15 protein-coding genes are annotated in these 16,270 nt (G+C 44.2%); 14 read left to right on the top strand and 1 reads right to left on the bottom strand.

Features of this window, described 5'->3' with window-relative positions:
• Positions 1–12 precede the first annotated feature (12 nt).
• Together flgK and flgL are read left to right on the top strand one after the other, a co-directional pair.
• Positions 13–2,046 (top strand): flagellar hook-associated protein FlgK, encoded by a 2,034-nt coding sequence (gene flgK / locus IUA53_RS15090; RefSeq protein WP_196897352.1) that lies wholly within the window; start codon positions 13–15, stop codon positions 2,044–2,046.
• 6 nt (positions 2,047–2,052) lie between these two features.
• Positions 2,053–3,276, top strand: a complete 1,224-nt coding sequence (gene flgL, locus IUA53_RS15085; protein WP_196897351.1) for a flagellar hook-associated protein FlgL — start codon at positions 2,053–2,055, stop codon at positions 3,274–3,276.
• A gap of 32 nt (positions 3,277–3,308) precedes the next feature.
• Here the strand turns inward: flgL and IUA53_RS15080 are convergent, their stop codons facing one another.
• Positions 3,309–4,280, bottom strand: a complete 972-nt coding sequence (locus IUA53_RS15080) for a hypothetical protein (RefSeq protein WP_196897350.1) — start codon at positions 4,278–4,280, stop codon at positions 3,309–3,311.
• Positions 4,281–4,507: 227 nt separating this feature from the next.
• Here IUA53_RS15080 and IUA53_RS15075 point away from each other — a divergent pair, with 227 nt between their 5' ends.
• The 12 genes from IUA53_RS15075 (at position 4,508) to pseG (ending at position 16,263) form a co-directional block, all read left to right on the top strand.
• A complete protein-coding gene (locus IUA53_RS15075) occupies positions 4,508–5,359 on the top strand; it encodes a flagellin N-terminal helical domain-containing protein (RefSeq protein WP_044446421.1) in 852 nt (283 codons plus the stop codon).
• Positions 5,360–5,998: 639 nt separating this feature from the next.
• The gene (locus tag IUA53_RS15070; RefSeq protein ID WP_044056316.1) at positions 5,999–6,844 is read left to right on the top strand and encodes a flagellin N-terminal helical domain-containing protein; all 846 of its coding nucleotides are present in this window, start codon (positions 5,999–6,001) and stop codon (positions 6,842–6,844) included.
• Between the two features lie 766 nt (positions 6,845–7,610).
• Complete coding sequence (locus tag IUA53_RS15065) at positions 7,611–8,450, top strand: flagellin N-terminal helical domain-containing protein (RefSeq protein WP_044056317.1); 840 nt, start codon at positions 7,611–7,613, stop codon at positions 8,448–8,450.
• A gap of 92 nt (positions 8,451–8,542) precedes the next feature.
• Positions 8,543–9,034, top strand: coding sequence for a flagellar protein FlaG (locus IUA53_RS15060; RefSeq protein ID WP_052364289.1), 492 nt, complete (start codon positions 8,543–8,545; stop codon positions 9,032–9,034).
• Between the two features lie 11 nt (positions 9,035–9,045).
• Positions 9,046–10,479, top strand: a complete 1,434-nt coding sequence (gene fliD, locus IUA53_RS15055) for a flagellar filament capping protein FliD (protein ID WP_196897349.1) — start codon at positions 9,046–9,048, stop codon at positions 10,477–10,479.
• 19 nt (positions 10,480–10,498) lie between these two features.
• Positions 10,499–10,927 carry a flagellar export chaperone FliS gene (gene fliS, locus IUA53_RS15050; protein ID WP_044056319.1) on the top strand — a complete coding sequence of 143 codons (429 nt, stop codon included), beginning with the start codon at positions 10,499–10,501 and terminating at the stop codon, positions 10,925–10,927.
• Complete coding sequence (locus tag IUA53_RS15045) at positions 10,924–11,235, top strand: hypothetical protein (RefSeq protein ID WP_044446427.1); 312 nt, start codon at positions 10,924–10,926, stop codon at positions 11,233–11,235. Before fliS ends, IUA53_RS15045 begins: the two co-directional genes overlap by 4 nt.
• Positions 11,236–11,342: 107 nt before the next feature.
• The gene (pseB, locus tag IUA53_RS15040; RefSeq protein WP_196897348.1) at positions 11,343–12,347 is read left to right on the top strand and encodes a UDP-N-acetylglucosamine 4,6-dehydratase (inverting); all 1,005 of its coding nucleotides are present in this window, start codon (positions 11,343–11,345) and stop codon (positions 12,345–12,347) included.
• Complete coding sequence (gene pseC / locus IUA53_RS15035; protein ID WP_196897347.1) at positions 12,344–13,489, top strand: UDP-4-amino-4,6-dideoxy-N-acetyl-beta-L-altrosamine transaminase; 1,146 nt, start codon at positions 12,344–12,346, stop codon at positions 13,487–13,489. The genes pseB and pseC overlap by 4 nt, the downstream gene beginning before the upstream one ends.
• The gene (gene pseF / locus IUA53_RS15030; RefSeq protein WP_044056323.1) at positions 13,486–14,190 is read left to right on the top strand and encodes a pseudaminic acid cytidylyltransferase; all 705 of its coding nucleotides are present in this window, start codon (positions 13,486–13,488) and stop codon (positions 14,188–14,190) included. Before pseC ends, pseF begins: the two co-directional genes overlap by 4 nt.
• Complete coding sequence (gene pseI / locus IUA53_RS15025; RefSeq protein WP_196897346.1) at positions 14,183–15,253, top strand: pseudaminic acid synthase; 1,071 nt, start codon at positions 14,183–14,185, stop codon at positions 15,251–15,253. Before pseF ends, pseI begins: the two co-directional genes overlap by 8 nt.
• Positions 15,250–16,263: a UDP-2,4-diacetamido-2,4,6-trideoxy-beta-L-altropyranose hydrolase gene (gene pseG / locus IUA53_RS15020; protein ID WP_196897345.1), complete on the top strand. Its 1,014-nt coding sequence runs from the start codon at positions 15,250–15,252 to the stop codon at positions 16,261–16,263. Before pseI ends, pseG begins: the two co-directional genes overlap by 4 nt.
• Positions 16,264–16,270: the final 7 nt, after the last annotated feature.

Genomic DNA, 16,270 nt, shown 5'->3' with positions numbered 1-16,270 from the left:
GGAGAAATTCAGATGAGCGTTGATTTATTTTCTCTCGCCACCAGTGGCGTTAATGCTAGCAGTAAACTGCTTCAAACCACCAGTAACAACATAGCAAATGTTAATACGGACGGGTATGTACGCGAGCGTACAGAACTTAATAATAGCCAGGTGTTTGGCGTAGAAATTGGTAATACAGAGCGAATTATTAACGTGTTTGCGCAAAACCAATTGCGTCGTGATATCACCTTGGTAGGTGAGTTAGAATCTTACTCCTCAAAAACAACGGCCATCGACAATCTACTTGCCAGTGAAGCTAACTCTCTCTCACAAGGAATAAGTGACTATTTTGCAGCACTCCAAACCGCCGCGGATGATCCTACAAACCTAGCCTCTCGCGAACAAGTTTTGGGTAAAAGCGAATCTTTATATCAGCGAATGAAGACCATTTCTGATTACATGATAGAAAAAGAGGAAGAGCTCAATTTAGAGTTTACTTCTATGGTCAACCGAGCGAATAGCCTTATTGCTAATATTGGCGAGTTAAATAAAAATATTGTTATCGCTAAAGGAAACAGTACCAGCGATGAGCCCAGTGCATTATTAAATGAGCGTGATCAAGCTATCGATGAGTTGGCGTCGATTATGGCCATTAACGTCAATGATAGCCAAAGTCAAAATGGCGCTGTGACGATCAACCTCATTACCGGTGAATCTCTGGTCTTGGATAATGGCGCATTTAATTTATTTGAATTAAATAGCAACGGTGATGTGACATCAAAAGAGCTTAAATTAGAAACTGATTTTGGTTCAGACACCAAAGGAGATGCCTCTGTACCTGTGGTGGAAAATGATCTAGGTGGTGCGCTGGGAGGGCTATTTAGGTATAGGAATGATGTGCTTGGTCCTGCAATGCGTGACGTAGGGCAGTTATCAGTGGCATTTGCAGATGCCATGAATACCCAAAACAAATTAGGCATGGACCTAGATGGCCAGCTCGGTAGTAATATTTTTGATATTCCTAGCTTCACGGCGCTTACAACGGAAACCGGCGACTTCCAAGTGACAGGGCAGCTCATTGAAGGCAAAGGCAGCGAGTTAACCGACGCAGATTATCTTATTGAAATTGATGCCGTGGACGCATCTGGCGTACCGACTTCCATTATCGTATCAATGATCAACCCAGATGGCACCGTGCAAACCGATGGTGCGGGTAATGATCTTGTCAGCACAATGGCGGTGAGTGCTGGATACAATGAATTGCCGGGTGGAATTGAGGTGGAGTTTTCTGGCACGAGTAATTACGAAGAAGGGTTTCAGTTTTTACTTCAGCCGACGAAGAATATAGCGTCTTCAATAACGCTTGCGACTCAGCGCCCTGAAGATTTAGCGTTTGCATCACCAATACGCGCCCAGGCCGATGCAACAAATTTAGGTAGTGCAAATGTCTCAGGGGTAGAAGTGACCAATACCACGGTGGGGGACTCAGGATTTGATGGGTCGGGAGGCCTAATCAGCTCTGCGCCAGCGCAAGTTTATTTTACCGCTGAAGATACCTATGAAGTATTAGATGCAAGCGGCACAACGTTGGCAACGGTCACGGGGACAACTAACCTAAATAATTTGCTCGCTCAGGCTGGATTGACTTCGGATCCTGGCTACGACTTTAGCCTTGATGGTGTCCCAAAAGCCGGAGATAGTTTTTCTATAAGCTACAATACCGATGGTTTTAACGACAACACTAATACCCTTGCGTTGGCTTCGTTGCAAAACGACCCTCTCGTGCAAGTGAGCAGTGAGTCATCAAATACACCACGCACTTTTCAAGATGCTTATGCGTCTATGGTTGGACGAATTGGCGAAGACGCCGCCATGGCTAATGTTTCATTGGAATCTGCCGAAGCTATGAAAGTGCAATCTGAAAACTGGTTTGAATCTGTATCTGGCGTAAGCTTAGACGAGGAAGCGGCGAATTTGATTAAGTACCAGCAAAGTTATGCAGCGGCTGCGAGAATTTTATCTACGGCGCAAGAACTGTTCAACACCATATTACAGTCGGCGAGGTAAGCATTTATGCGTATATCAACAAGTCAAATCTACGATCAGAATATTCGTTCTATCATGAATAACCAAGAAGACTTGGTTAAAACTCAAGAGCAACTTGCTACCGGTAAACGCATTATTACCCCGTCAGATGATCCTGTAGGCGCTGCGAAAGTGTTGCGACTGACAGAAGAAATAGATGAGCTGGAACAATTTCAGCGTAACAATGATTTGGTGACAGGCTCTCTTGAGCAACAAGAAGCTGTACTTACAAATATAACCAACTCAATAAACCGTGCCAGAACCTTAGTTGTGCAAGCAGGGTCGGGAATATTGTCAGATCCTGATAAACGTGCGATTGGGGCTGAATTGGAACAGATTAAGCTCGAAATTTTCGATTTAATGAACACGCAAGACGCTGATGGCAATTACATCTATGCGGGTTACCAGTCTGCCAACCAGGCATTTACCTACAACCCCGCTGCGACGGGTAACGCAATAAGCTTTTCTGGGGATGCGGGAGTGAGCTTTATTCAGCTTTCCAACAGCTCCTCCATTCAATCTACCAGTAACGGCTATGAAGTTTTCGAAAATGTGTTATCCCGGTTTAAGTTTTCAGTAACCAACGACACAGTGGCCAATTTATCTAACCCTAACGTTTCTGAACAGGGTACTTTCGATACTTTCTTTAACAAAAACTATGACCCTGTTACCAGTGCGAATAATGATTATCAAATTACATTTTTAGCTTCGGGCGAAGCACAGTTGACTAACGTAGGTACAGGTGCCGTCGTTGATACAGTGGGTTTCGAGTCTGGGAAAGCGTTTACCGTAAAAGGAATGCAGTTTACCGCTTCTGCTGTCGCTGGCGACACCATAGAGTTTTCCTTAGATGCGCCAGAGAAAAAGAGCATGGCGCAAACGCTTCATGAAGTGCAAGAAATACTCATGGATAGCACCATTGATAATAGTGCGTTACAAGAAGCGATTGCTGACTCTCTCGTCGGTTTAGACAACGGCTTAGAGAAGATTTCACTTGAGCGGGCATCCATTGGTAGTCGGCTAAATATTGCCGAGTCTACCTATGAGAGTAACTTAGACATGGAAATTGCCGCTAAATCGTCTCGAAGTGCAATTCAAGATGTGGATTATGCGGAAGCTTCCAGTGATTTTGCTAAACAAGAAACGGCACTAGAAGCCGCATTGGCGTCTTTTCCTCAAGTGTCAAACCTGTCGCTATTCAATTATATTTAATCATCCACGCTGATGCCCTGACCTGTTTTCGCTTAACAGTGCAGGGCATTGAGACCTGATATTTCAGCTAAATAAACTCGGGTTGATTCGTCAATATGTGAGGAATAATACGACAAATAAAGGGTGTCGCCATCTATAACCATGCCGGGGTAACTGTTATCTCCACCACTGGGTAAGGTAAATAAGACAGACAGTTGGGCTGTCTCTTTTTCTAATAACCAGATTTTTGTCGTTGAAACTTCACCATCCCAATCTCTTCCTGCCACTAGATAATGCGTTTCTGATAGTGCATACATAACTGGCCCGCCAATGTAACAACCTAAATCTTTCCAAGTCCAAGAAGTATAAGGCGGGGAGGATTCACCGAGCATGGCTGAATAAGAGTCAGCATCACGTCTCACTACTGCGGTGGCGCTGCCATTTTGAGAAAATAAAATATGACTCTCATTGGGGTAGCCTAATTGATGGGTTGCAAGTGATAGCGCATGATCTGTGACTAAATCCATTTGTTTATTAGGGTGCCCAGCGTATAAGTCTATTCGGTTTTTTCCTCGGTTATAGGCAAAGCCGTAAGCAGTTTGATTAAAAAATGTGATGTTCCAAAGCCACCAGCTTGGCTTTCCAAAAGAATGTGGACCAGACCACGACATGCCCGTGGTCGTATGAAAACTCAGCATATCAGTTGAAACCCTGCCGGTAGTCGGACACTTTCGTTTCGCATAAGTGGTTAAATATAATACCTCACCATCGAAACTGAATTTAGGATCTCTTAAGTCCGTGTCTGGCACCTGTAAGTGTTGATAGTGCTTTTCTTTGCTCAATAGCGAGTATTTCACAATGACGATCTGCCCATCAAGGCTGACGTGATCGCTAGCTTGACGATAACAACAGAAGATGGAAGTTAAATTTTGCGCGAAGGGCGACGCAATGAGATCGGTAAAGGCACAGTGCGGTGCTGGGGCGGAAATACGTTCTACCCTGTTTAGGGTTAGTTTATTTTTCACTCAATATCCTTTTAAAAACGGATGCTTAGAAGATAGTAGGTGGCAAATATCTTCCGCGCTACGGCAATTTTCGTAAATTTTTCTAAAGGCTTTGCTATTTACGTCGATACAAACACTGAGAGAGCCAGTTCATCAATTACCCCTCAGGTGTTGGTGACTACTAAAATGAAACGCCGGGTCACACCGGCAGCCAGCACACGCTGGACTGAGAGTGTAGGAGAGACTTTATGTCTATGTTCGTAAATACCAATGTTTCCTCATTGAATGCCCAGCGTCAATTGTTTGATGTTAGCAATTCTTTGAGTACGTCCTTTGAACGTCTGTCTTCAGGCTTCCGTATCAACAGCGCTGCTGATGATGCTGCTGGTCTTCAGATTACCGATAGAATGACATCGCAAGTTCAAGGCTTAAACCAAGCCGTTCGTAACGCAAATGACGCAATATCACTGTCACAAACTGCTGAAGGTGCATTGTCTGAAACGACCACTGCGCTACAGCGTATTCGTACGTTAGCGGTACAATCACAAAACGGTATCAACAGTGATTCAGACCGTGAAGCGCTACAAAAAGAAGTGGATGCACTTCGCACCGAAATTTCACGTATCGCCACCACTACCCAATTTGCAGGTGTAGAGGTACTTTCTGGTGAATTCTCTGCGAAATTCCTGGTCGGTGCAAACTCAGGTCAAACCATCTCGGTAAACCTATCATCACCGGCGTTAACGCGCGCAGGTGTTGATGGATTCAGTGCAACAGGTTTAGGCCTTACTGGTACAGATACTGACGTGTTAACCAGTGAAAACGCGTCATCCATGATGGCGAAAATTGACAATGCAATTTCTGCTATTGGTGGTTTACGCGCTGATTTGGGTGCGCTACAAAACCGTTTCCAATCAACAATTCGTAACTTAAGCAACATATCTGAGAACGTGTCAGCTGCGCGCTCGCAAATTAAAGATACTGATTTTGCGACTGAAACGGCAAACCTAACCCGTAACCAAATCATTCAGCAAGCAAGCACCACCATCCTATCTCAGGCGAATCAGCGTCCGCAATCGGCTCTCTCGCTACTAGGTTAATGCTTCAACCATGATGAGCCAGGAGGTAGTGAAATTTCCGGTTTAATATGGCAAAAAGACCAAACTTCGTTTGGTCTTTTTTTTGTTTAAATACCTCATCTCCCCCCCTTTTTTAAACTCGCCAAAAAAAATGACTAAAAATGTTAAAGGAATTCTCTTTTCTTGACGATAACAAGTACAAAGGGGAAGAACACAGTGTTTTAAACCTTTAGTGACGAAAAAAATGGCATTAATTCATTATAAAGAATGTTAAAGCGTTATCTTTGTTGTGACTTTTGTCTGCATAATATTAGGAAATACAAAAGGTTAAGTTTTAAAAATTATTTCTAAAAAGTTCTAAAGGAATAATTGGTCTTAGCCGATAAAAAGATAAGTTTGCAGGAAGTTGGTAGAGCTGCTGACAGGCGAGAATGAAGCCAGGAGGTAGTGAGAGGTTTGAGGTCTGGAACAACAAACCCACCGGCCAGCAAACGAGAAGGTAACTTCTCGGTGTAGCAATACTTTGAAGGGGGTGACCCCGCAAAGCGTCAGAAAAACATCTGACTCAATTGTTACAGCAAAACTTATACCAAAATATTTTAAAACACGCGCAAATAATAAAACCAATAGCGCAACACTCTAATCTGTTAGGAGAGTCTCATGAGTTTATTCGTAAATACCAATGTGTCATCACTGAATGCGCAAAGACAATTGTTTACTACTGGTAACAACCTTAATACCGCTTTTGAGCGTTTGTCATCTGGCTTTAGAATTAATAGTGCTGCAGACGATGCTGCTGGTCTTCAAATTACCGACCGTATGACATCGCAAATTCAGGGACTAGATCAAGCTGTTAGAAATGCAAACGACGGTATTTCACTTGCACAAACTGCAGAAGGTGCAATGTCTGAAACGACTACCGCGCTACAACGTATTCGTACCCTAGCTATTCAATCTCAAAACGGCATTAATTCTGATGCTGACCGTGAAGCACTGCAAAAAGAAGTTGATGCGCTTCGTACTGAGATTTCACGTATAGCAACGACTACGCAGTTTGCTGGCGTTGAAGTTTTATCAGGTGCTTTCTCAGCGCGTTTCTTAGTGGGCGCAAACTCAGGTCAAACGATTTCGGTTAATCTTTCATCTCAGGCATTAGTGCGCGCTGGTGTTGATGGGTTCAGTGCGACAGGTCTTGGAATAACGACTTCTGACGTGTTAACTGAAACTAATGCCTCTGCATTGCTAACTTCAGTAGATAATGCCATCTCGGCAATTGGAGGCCTGCGTGCAGATTTAGGTGCTTTACAGAATCGTTTCCAATCAACAATCAGAAACTTAAGTAACATTTCTGAGAACGTATCAGCGGCAAGATCGCGCATTAAAGATACGGATTTTGCCACCGAAACGGCAGAGTTGAGCCGTAACCAAATCCTTCAACAGGCGAGTACAACTATACTTGCTCAGGCGAACCAGCGTCCACAAGCTGCGCTATCGCTACTAGGTTAATTTCTATTAGGCGTTTAATGGGAAGGAGTTGAGAGGCCATCCCCCAAGAAAGGTTGGCGGCCATTAAGGCCGCCCCTTTTAAGAAAATGCCGACTAACAGGACTAAGAGTGTAGAAGTGTTGGTTGAGAGGCCAGTTTATCCTACTAAGTACGCTGCCAGCCGACAGAAACTGAATTTGCTCAATCTCCTAACGTGAGCAAATTGGCCGAGATTTATGTCTCGGCCTTTTTTTGTTTTTCACCGAAACATCCCGCCAATTTCAAGCTTTCCACTGAGCAATATCGAAAGCTCAATTTTTAAATGCATGATAAATGCCAATATTAAACATATGCATTAATCACGACGCTACCAACCCCTGGGCTTTTTCTGATGACAGCCTGCCGATATTCATGAAAATTCATCATGGCCGCACCACACATGCCGAACATCAGCATAATAATAGGGTTTTCTCGTGGAATAGAAAAGACTGTGTCTATGGCTTTTACTCACCAGCAAGCCGTTTCTTGCGCCTTTTTCAACTAAAGTTTATTAAATTTTATTGATTTAAATTGTCTTAAATCAATGGGTTATGCAGGCTCTTTGTTTTTCTTTCAAAAAAAATCAAAAAAAAGCTAAAGAAGTTAAAGTGTTGGCCGATACCTTTAGTTGAGGGGTAATTTAATTTACTTATTGAGAGGGATTGGTAGGGAGTAGTGACCCGGCCAATTTGAACTGGTTGGATTTAATGGTAGCACTGTCTCCATCGAATCCCTAGGAGGTAATCTAATGTCTTTATTTGTTAATACTAATGTATCAGCGTTAAACGCTCAACGTCAGCTTTTTGACGTGAATGATCGTTTAAATACATCTTTTGAAAGATTGTCATCTGGGTTTAGGATCAATAGTGCCGCAGACGATGCAGCAGGTCTTCAAATTTCAGATCGTCTTACGTCTCAAGTACAGGGCTTGAATCAAGCTGTACGTAACGCGAATGACGCCATTTCTCTAACACAAACTGCCGAAGGCGCACTGGGTGAGGTAACCACAAGCCTACAACGCATTCGCCAGTTAGCGGTACAATCTCAAAACGGGATCAACAGTGACTCAGACCGTGAAGCGCTTCAAAAAGAAGTGACTGCACTACGTACTGAAATATCTCGTATTGCGACCACCACACAGTTCGGTAACGTGAATGTACTCGACGGCAACTTCTCTGCAAAGTTTTTAGTAGGTGCTAACGAAGGCCAAACTATCTCTGTGAATTTATCGTCGACTAACCTTGGTCAAATTGGTGGTTTTAGTGCCACCGGCTTGGGAATTGTCAGTAACGATATCTCAACTGCCGACGGTGCTTCGGCGCTGCTAGGTGATGTTGATGCGGCAATTTCGGGTATTGGTGCGGTTCGTGCGGATTTAGGTGCGCTTCAAAACCGTTTCCAGTCTACCATTCGCAACTTGAGTAACATCAGCGAAAACTTATCTGCTGCACGTTCGCAAATTATGGATACAGACTTTGCCTCTGAAACGGCTGAGTTAACGCGAAATCAGATTGTTCAGCAGGCATCAATATCTGTACTAAGTCAGGCAAACCAGCGTCCACAAGCTGCGCTATCTTTGCTTGGATAAGCTATAATACAAACTAACCTTAGTTGAGATGTAACGGGTGCTTGCTGAATGGCGGGGGCCCGTTTTGTCGTTTCATAAGGGGGAATATACGTATGGATATAGTCAATAATCAAAGTGGCCAAGATTTTGCTATTAAAAGTAGTTTAAGTAATAGCAATAAAAACATATCTGTTGCGGCTGATGACGAGTCTCAAGTAAGCAAAGCTGAGCGTGACAAGCAGGCATCAGGGTCAACAGATGTTAATGAGCAGGCGTTCCAAGACAGCAAAGAATCTGAAAAAGCGGTTAAAATTCTTCAAGCTAATGGTGACACTGCCGATAACGTCACTGTAGAGAGGAATGAAATTGCCCTTGAGACGGCAATTGAAGATGTCGAATCATTCATACAAATGCAAAATCGCAATTTAGCGTTTTCCATTGATGAAGATACGGATCGCGCGGTAGTAACAGTAAGAGACTCTGATTCTGGCGACGTTATCAGACAAATACCTTCTGAAGAAGTTTTGGCGCTCGCTGAGCGTATTCAAGATTTACAGCAGGATGTTGGTACTAGTGTAGGCGTATTCATCGACAACCAGGTTTAATGAGGTGACGTATGACAATTCAGTCGTTAGGCGTAGGTTCAGGTTTAGCATTAGATGACCTAGTTCAACAGTTGCTAGAGGCCGAACGTGCGCCCAAAGATGCAAGGTTGAATGAAAAAGAAGAGCGGATTGAAGCTGAGATTTCTGGCCTAGGTCAAATCAAATCGAAGCTATCGGCGTTTGAAGACTCTGTAGATGAGTTGAGAAGTGATGCCGATATAAATGGTCGTGAGCCTACTATTAGCAACCCCTCTGAAGACGATGATGTTTTGTCAGCTGAAGCCTCAAATTCTGCACTACGGGGTAGCTACGAAATCACCGTAGAACAACTTGCCTCTGGTAGCCGAATTACAACTGATGACGGTGCGTTCACATCGTCCACCGAGGCAGTCTTAAGCACAGGCGCGGGTTCGTTAACGTTTGATGTGGGTGGCAGCGATAGCTTCACTATCGACGTCACCGCAGGAATGACGCTTACCGAGCTTCGCGAAGCGATTAATAACGCAGACGACAATTTTGGTGTTACCGCGAATATTATTGATACCGGCACAAGTGCTGGCCCGCGTCTTGTGTATTCTTCAAGTGAAACTGGTGAAGGTAACGACCTTGTTATTACCAACGATACAGGTGCGGCTGAACTAGACAGGCTTTCAACCACTGGCGGTACCGGAAATATTAGTGCAGCTAACATACAGTCTGCGCAAAATGCTATTGCTTACATTGATGGCATCGAAGTTCAAAGTGAATCAAACGAGTTCGAAAACACCATTCAAAACGTGTCATTTGAAGTTAATGAAGTTTCACCCAAAGATGCCAATGGTGATTTACAGGCGACCACGTTGGATATTGGCTACGACAAAGAAGGGTTAGAAAAGAAAATTCGCGACTTTGTCGAGAATTACAATTCGTTGATTGATGAAATAAACACGCTCACTCGTTATGGTGAATCTGAACTAGAAGAAGACGGCGCGCTTGCCGGTGATTCATTGCTACGGGGTATTCAAACAACCATGGCCAATATTGTCGGGGGGAATGTTAGCGCCTCTTCGCTAGGTGGGCTATTTCAAGTGGGCATTGAATTCAACGACGATGGCAAACTTGAAATAGGCACAACCGACTTCGGCCTTGGTACTGGTGAAGACCGATTAGAAGACGCACTAGAAGACAATTTTGATGAAATTGCGAAATTATTTACCGACGAAAATGAAGGTATAGCAACGCGATTGTATGAATTTGCTGATGAATACACTTCCTATGGTGGCCTTATCAGCTTGCGAGAGCAAACGGCCAAAGATAATCGAGAAGAGCTTTACGACGAACGAGAAACCTTAGAGCTTAGAATGCAAAGTTACGAAGATACGCTTCGTGGTAAATATTTAAATCTCGACCAAACCGTTGCGCAATTAAATCAAACGAGTTCAGCCTTGCTGGCGTCGTTAGGTTAAGAATATACTGGAGTATCTTATGTCACTAAAAGGTATTAATGCCTACAAGAAGGGGAACATCAAACAGGATGTGGCAACAGCCGATCCTCACAAGTTAACCTTAATGTTATTGCAAGGCGCATTGGACCGTATAGCGTACGCTAAAGGGGCCACAGAGCGAAAAGAGTTTGCGACGAAAGCTGACTATATATCTAAGGCCAGCGCAATTATCATGCATTTAAGAGACACCTTGGACATTAAAATTGGTGGTGAAGTGGCCGAAAATATGTTCGCTTTGTATAATTATATGCTTGAGCGGTTAGGGGATGCTCACGTCAAGAACGACTTGAAAATACTTGACGAAGTGTCTAGCCTGTTATCACCCATTCGAGACGCTTGGGTTCAAATTCCTGAAGAAGCGAAGCAGGAAGCCTTTGAAGCTCAGCGTCAAAAACGACAAGCTGTGTGAATAATACCGTTTTAAACCATCCCTATACGCCAGCGGCGCTGCGTGATATTAATGATAAAATTACAGCGCAGCTGGCAGACATTTCAACTGCTGATTTTTCTGAAATAAACCGTCTTATAAAAGAACGTGATACGGTGATTAGGGCACACCTTAGTCAAGTGCATGGTGGCGCGAAAGAAGCGTTTGCAAATCATGAATTAGATGTAAATAATAAGCTAAGGGATCTGGCGCGAAATTTGCGTGACTCAACTAAGGATGAGGTAACGCGATTAGTTCGAGGCAAGGCCGCAATAAAGAAATATAAGTAAGCTTTAACGCCCACTCGCGCAGCCATTTTTAGATTGTTTTTGCGCAAGACTTAAACGTGGCGTTCTTAGATACGCTATAAAAATTAAAAGATAGTGAGAGCCTCGAAATGGCAGATTTTAATAATAAATCTATTTTAATTACTGGAGGGACTGGCTCTTTCGGTAACCAATTCGTTCGTTATTTATTAGACAATTATTCCCCCAAAAAAATTATCATTTATTCGCGCGACGAACTTAAACAGTTTGAAATGCAGCAGCGTTTTTCCCAATCATGCATGCGTTATTTCATCGGAGATGTGCGAGATAAGGAAAGATTAAAAACAGCCATGAAGGACGTGGATTACGTTGTTCATGCTGCCGCACTAAAGCAAGTCCCTGCAGCAGAATATAACCCTAACGAATGTATTAAAACCAATATTAATGGTGCGCAAAACGTTATTGACGCTGCCATTTTCAATAATGTTTCTCGTATAGTGGCATTATCTACAGACAAAGCGGCAAATCCTGTGAACTTATATGGTGCGACAAAGTTAGCTTCCGATAAGTTGTTTGTCGCAGCGAATAACATCTCTGGTGCAACAGGGCCGCGGTTTTCAGTAGTTCGATACGGCAACGTGGTAGGCTCAAGAGGCTCAGTGGTGCCTTTTTACAGGAAGCTGTTGCAAGAGGGGGAAAGCTCCTTGCCCGTCACACACCCTGAAATGACACGGTTTTGGATCACGCTAGACGAGGGGGTTCAGTTTGTCGTGAAAAGCTTCTCTCGTATGCAAGGCGGCGAAGTATTTGTGCCCAAAATTCCCTCAGTTCGAATCGTTGATTTGGTTGAGGCAATGAGTGGAAAGAAAGACTACCACGTCATTGGTATTCGCCCAGGTGAAAAGCTGCACGAGATCATGGTTCCAGAGGAAATGGCACATCATACTGTAGAATTTGATGACCATTTTGTTATCGCGCCTGCCATTACTTTCTTTGATAAGAATTTGGACTATTTTCACAATAAGCTAGGTGAAAAGGGCGTGCCTTCTAAAAGTAAATTTGAGTACCACTCTGGTACTAATTCACATTTCCTCAGTGTCGATGAATTAAAGGAACTCGACAAGGTAACGCTATGATACCGTATGGAAAGCATTCGATATTTCCTGAGGATATAGAGGCGGTTACAAAAGTTCTTCAAGATGGATTCTTGACCCAGGGCGAACAAACTCCCTTATTTGAAAAAGCGGTGAGCAACTATACTGGCGCGCGCTACGGGGTGGCTTGTAATAGCGGCACCTCGGGTTTACACATCGCGTGTTTAGCTGCGGGGGTAAGTAGAGGGGATTTAGTCTGGACTGTACCCAATTCATTTGCTGCGTCAGCGAACTGCGCTCGCTACTGCGGCGCCGATGTGGATTTCGTCGATATCGATCCCCTTACACGTAACCTTAGTGTTAGTGCCCTTGAGGATAAGCTTAAAGTCGCGATAAAGAACAGGCGACTCCCTAAATTACTCATCGTCGTCCACTTTGCTGGTAGCAGTTGTGATATGGCGGCCATTGCGAAGCTTACTACACCACTAGGCATTGCCTTAATTGAAGATGCGGCGCATGCTCTTGGTGGAAAAGACAGTGAAGGCAATAAGGTGGGTGCATGTAAGTACTCACTAATGAGTGTGTTAAGCTTTCATCCGGTAAAATCTATCACTAGCGCTGAAGGGGGCATGGTGGTGACGAACGATGAAAAAGTCGCTACCCTTTTATGTCGATATAGAAGCCACGGTATTTCAAGAGACCCTCACCTTTTTGAAGAGGCACACTTGGATGAGCCTTGGTTTTATGCGCAATACGAATTAGGTTTTAATTACAGATTAAGTGATCTTCATGCGGTACTTGGGTTATCTCAGTTAAATCGTTTAGACGAATTTGTTTCGTTACGACGACGCTTAGCGCAGCGCTACAATACGCTACTTGATACTTTGCCTGTGAAAAAGCCAATTTTCGACGAAAACAGTGCATGGCACCTGTACATGATTGAAGTGCCAGAGCATGACCGAAAGCGGGTATTTAACCAAATGCGTGAACGAGGAGTGGGGGTTAACGTACATTATATTCCTATTCACTTACACCCTTACTATCGCAATCTAGGTTTCAAAGTCGGCCAGTTTCCAAATGCAGAGCAATATTATAGCCATGCTTTAACGCTTCCACTCTATCCTAGCCTTAAGCAGGAAGAACAACATTTTGTGGTATCCCAGTTAGAAGAGATATTACTGTGATCGTAGCCGTTATTCCCGCTAGAGGCGGCAGTAAACGCATTAAAAACAAAAATATTCGCCCGTTTGCGGGTAAACCGCTTATCTCCTATTCCTTAACCGCTGCGCAGCAGGCTGCTATTTTCGATGATATTATCGTTTCCACTGATTCGGATGATATTGCAGAGGTTGCCCGTGATCACGGTGCGACCTGTATCATTAAGCGTTCCCCCACGTTGTCTGATGACTATACAGGCACAACACCCGTTGTTCGTGATGCCATTGAGCAGTATGAAAAATTGTCAGGCAGTAAGGTGACGTATGTTTGTTGCATCTATGCCACGGCGCCCTTTTTATCTTCTGATGCGCTGCTTGCTGGTTATCATCAGTTAACACAAGCTCCTGCTGCAAAATTCGCATTCTCTGTGACATCGTATGCTTTTCCTATACAGCGCGCGATAAAAATAGTCGGGGAAGGAGTTGAACCCGTGTCGCCCGAAAATATGGGCGCGCGTTCACAAGATTTAGATGAGTGCTATCATGATGCGGGTCAATTTTACTGGGGAACGAAGAGAGCCTGGTTAGACCAAGCCGGTATGTTTAAAGCGCATAGCTGCCCTGTAGTCATACCTCGCTACTTAGTTCAAGATATTGATACACATGAAGATTGGATAAGAGCCGAGCTTATGTATCGCGCTTATATAAAAGACAATGAAAATGACTAATTGGCAACACGAATCGATTAACATTGGTGGTCGGCTTGTTGGCGCAGACCACCCTCCCTTTATTATTGCTGAGTTAAGCGGCAATCATAGCCAGTCACTTGCTACTGCAAGAGAGATGGTGAAAGCAGCCGCCCAAAGTGGGGCCCATGCAATAAAGTTACAGACTTACACTGCCGACAGTATGACGCTTGATGTCACTAGCGAAGGGTTTGTCATAGAAGAGGAAGATAGCTTATGGCATGGGGAAAACCTGTACAGTCTTTACCAGAAGGCGGCGACACCCTATGCGTGGCATAAGGAGCTTTTCGACTACGCAAATTCATTAGGTATGCTCGCGTTTAGTTCCCCCTTTGATGAAGAGGCTGTAGATTTTCTTGAAGGGCTTAACGTCCCCTGTTTTAAAATTGCATCCTTTGAATTGACCGATATTCCCTTAGTAAGAAAGGCGGCGAGTACAGGCAAGCCTCTTATCATGTCTACCGGAATGGCAAGTTTAAGTGACATTGAGCTTGCAGTGAGTACCGCTAAACGTGCGGGCTGTGATGACATTGTTTTACTGAAATGTACCAGTACTTATCCAGCAGAGCCGGCGAATACCAATTTGACGACTATTGCGCATATGTCTGACGCATTTCAATGTCCTGTGGGATTAAGCGATCACACCGCTGGCGTTGGCGCTGCGGTAGCTGCAGTGGCGTTTGGCGCGCCTGTGATTGAAAAACATTTCGTGTTAGATAGAAACGCCGGCGGCGTAGACGCTGCGTTTTCGCTAGAGCCCCATGAATTAAAGACGTTAGTTATAGAAACACACCGTGCATGGCAAGCGCTTGGGCAGGTAACGTATGGAGGTAGCCAAGCTGAAGAAAAAGCCAAGCAATATCGACGTTCCATCTACGTGAGTGAAGACATTTTACCCGGCGATAAGCTCGGTGCACATAATTTAAAAATAGTGCGTCCAGCCTTTGGCCTTGCCCCCAAACATTGGGACACTATACAAGGAAAGTGCGCAACTAAAGCACTTGCAAAAGGTACAGCTCTCGCGTGGGAGCATATAGCGGTATGAGCGAACTTTTGTTCGTGGTGGAGGCATCTCATTCCTCTGGAATAGGCCATTTGATGCGTTGTTTAGCGCTTGCTCAAGCCGCCGAGGAGCGTGGGCTCAATAGCGTTTTTTTTGTGCCAGAATATGCGAAAGATGTCTGTAAGGCGCGACATGACTGGTGCGGTGGAATCATTATTGCCAAGCCTAATGATGACGCCACAGTGGCGCAAATAAAAGAAAAGATTGCCACTCAAAATGCGGTGGCGCTAATACTTGATGGGTACCATTTTAGTGACCAGTTTGTATCGCAATTGGCCTTATTACCTGTTCCACTTGTATTATTGGATGATATTGAGAATGGCATCTGTAAATACGCCGATGTTATTGTTAACGCCGCAGGTGAAAACCTAAAAAATCACTATCGTGTCCTCAATACGAATGTGCAATTATGTTTGGGGTCGCAATACCGATTACTTCGCAGAGAGTTTAGGCAAACGCCCGTTTTGCCTGTTTCTCAGCGAAAAAGCCTTACCATCAATTTCGGGGGTAGCGACCCTAAGCATTTTACCTTGCCGGTACTAAAAGCAATATCCGAAAGCTTAGCCAATACGCCTATTCGTGTTGTCACCGGACCAGGCTTTTTACCACTAGCGTCACTTCAACACTTTATTCAGCAGAGTCCTTCGCCTATTCAGCACATTCATAATTGCCAAGATATGGCAGACGTTTGGGTTCATTCTCGCCTTACTATTGCCGCCGCAGGCGGTGCTCAATTCGAGCTGGCAGCGTGCCAGAGTCCTTCAGTTTTGGTGGTAGTCGCCGATAACCAATTGAATGCGACACGTGAAGCATCGCAACAAGGTTGGTGTGATATGTGGGATGCGCGGAAAAGTCTAGCTATCCCTCAGTTGGTTGATAAAGTGGTGACGCTTTGGAACGATGAAGCGCGTCTAGAAAAGATGCACAAGTGTGCTGCGCAGTTCTCGTTCGTGACAGGTGCAGATACCTTATTAGATACGCTTAATCATTAGGTGCGAT

The organism is Alteromonas sp. B31-7 (assembly GCF_015767655.1).
Classification (GTDB): domain Bacteria; phylum Pseudomonadota; class Gammaproteobacteria; order Enterobacterales; family Alteromonadaceae; genus Alteromonas; species Alteromonas australica.
This window is presented reverse-complemented; position numbering and strand designations above follow the sequence as displayed.

What these genes read in the sequence shown, in the direction of transcription:
- pseI (WP_196897346.1), top strand. Translation starts at nt 14,183, where the DNA reads ATGACTAATTGGCAACACGAATCGATTAACATTGGTGGTCGGCTTGTT.
- IUA53_RS15075 (WP_044446421.1), top strand. Translation starts at nt 4,508, where the DNA reads ATGTCTATGTTCGTAAATACCAATGTTTCCTCATTGAATGCCCAGCGT.
- flgK (WP_196897352.1), top strand. Translation starts at nt 13, where the DNA reads ATGAGCGTTGATTTATTTTCTCTCGCCACCAGTGGCGTTAATGCTAGC.
- pseB (WP_196897348.1), top strand. Translation starts at nt 11,343, where the DNA reads ATGGCAGATTTTAATAATAAATCTATTTTAATTACTGGAGGGACTGGC.
- pseC (WP_196897347.1), top strand. Translation starts at nt 12,344, where the DNA reads ATGATACCGTATGGAAAGCATTCGATATTTCCTGAGGATATAGAGGCG.
- flgL (WP_196897351.1), top strand. Translation starts at nt 2,053, where the DNA reads ATGCGTATATCAACAAGTCAAATCTACGATCAGAATATTCGTTCTATC.
- pseG (WP_196897345.1), top strand. Translation starts at nt 15,250, where the DNA reads ATGAGCGAACTTTTGTTCGTGGTGGAGGCATCTCATTCCTCTGGAATA.
- fliS (WP_044056319.1), top strand. Translation starts at nt 10,499, where the DNA reads ATGTCACTAAAAGGTATTAATGCCTACAAGAAGGGGAACATCAAACAG.
- IUA53_RS15060 (WP_052364289.1), top strand. Translation starts at nt 8,543, where the DNA reads ATGGATATAGTCAATAATCAAAGTGGCCAAGATTTTGCTATTAAAAGT.
- fliD (WP_196897349.1), top strand. Translation starts at nt 9,046, where the DNA reads ATGACAATTCAGTCGTTAGGCGTAGGTTCAGGTTTAGCATTAGATGAC.
- IUA53_RS15070 (WP_044056316.1), top strand. Translation starts at nt 5,999, where the DNA reads ATGAGTTTATTCGTAAATACCAATGTGTCATCACTGAATGCGCAAAGA.
- IUA53_RS15065 (WP_044056317.1), top strand. Translation starts at nt 7,611, where the DNA reads ATGTCTTTATTTGTTAATACTAATGTATCAGCGTTAAACGCTCAACGT.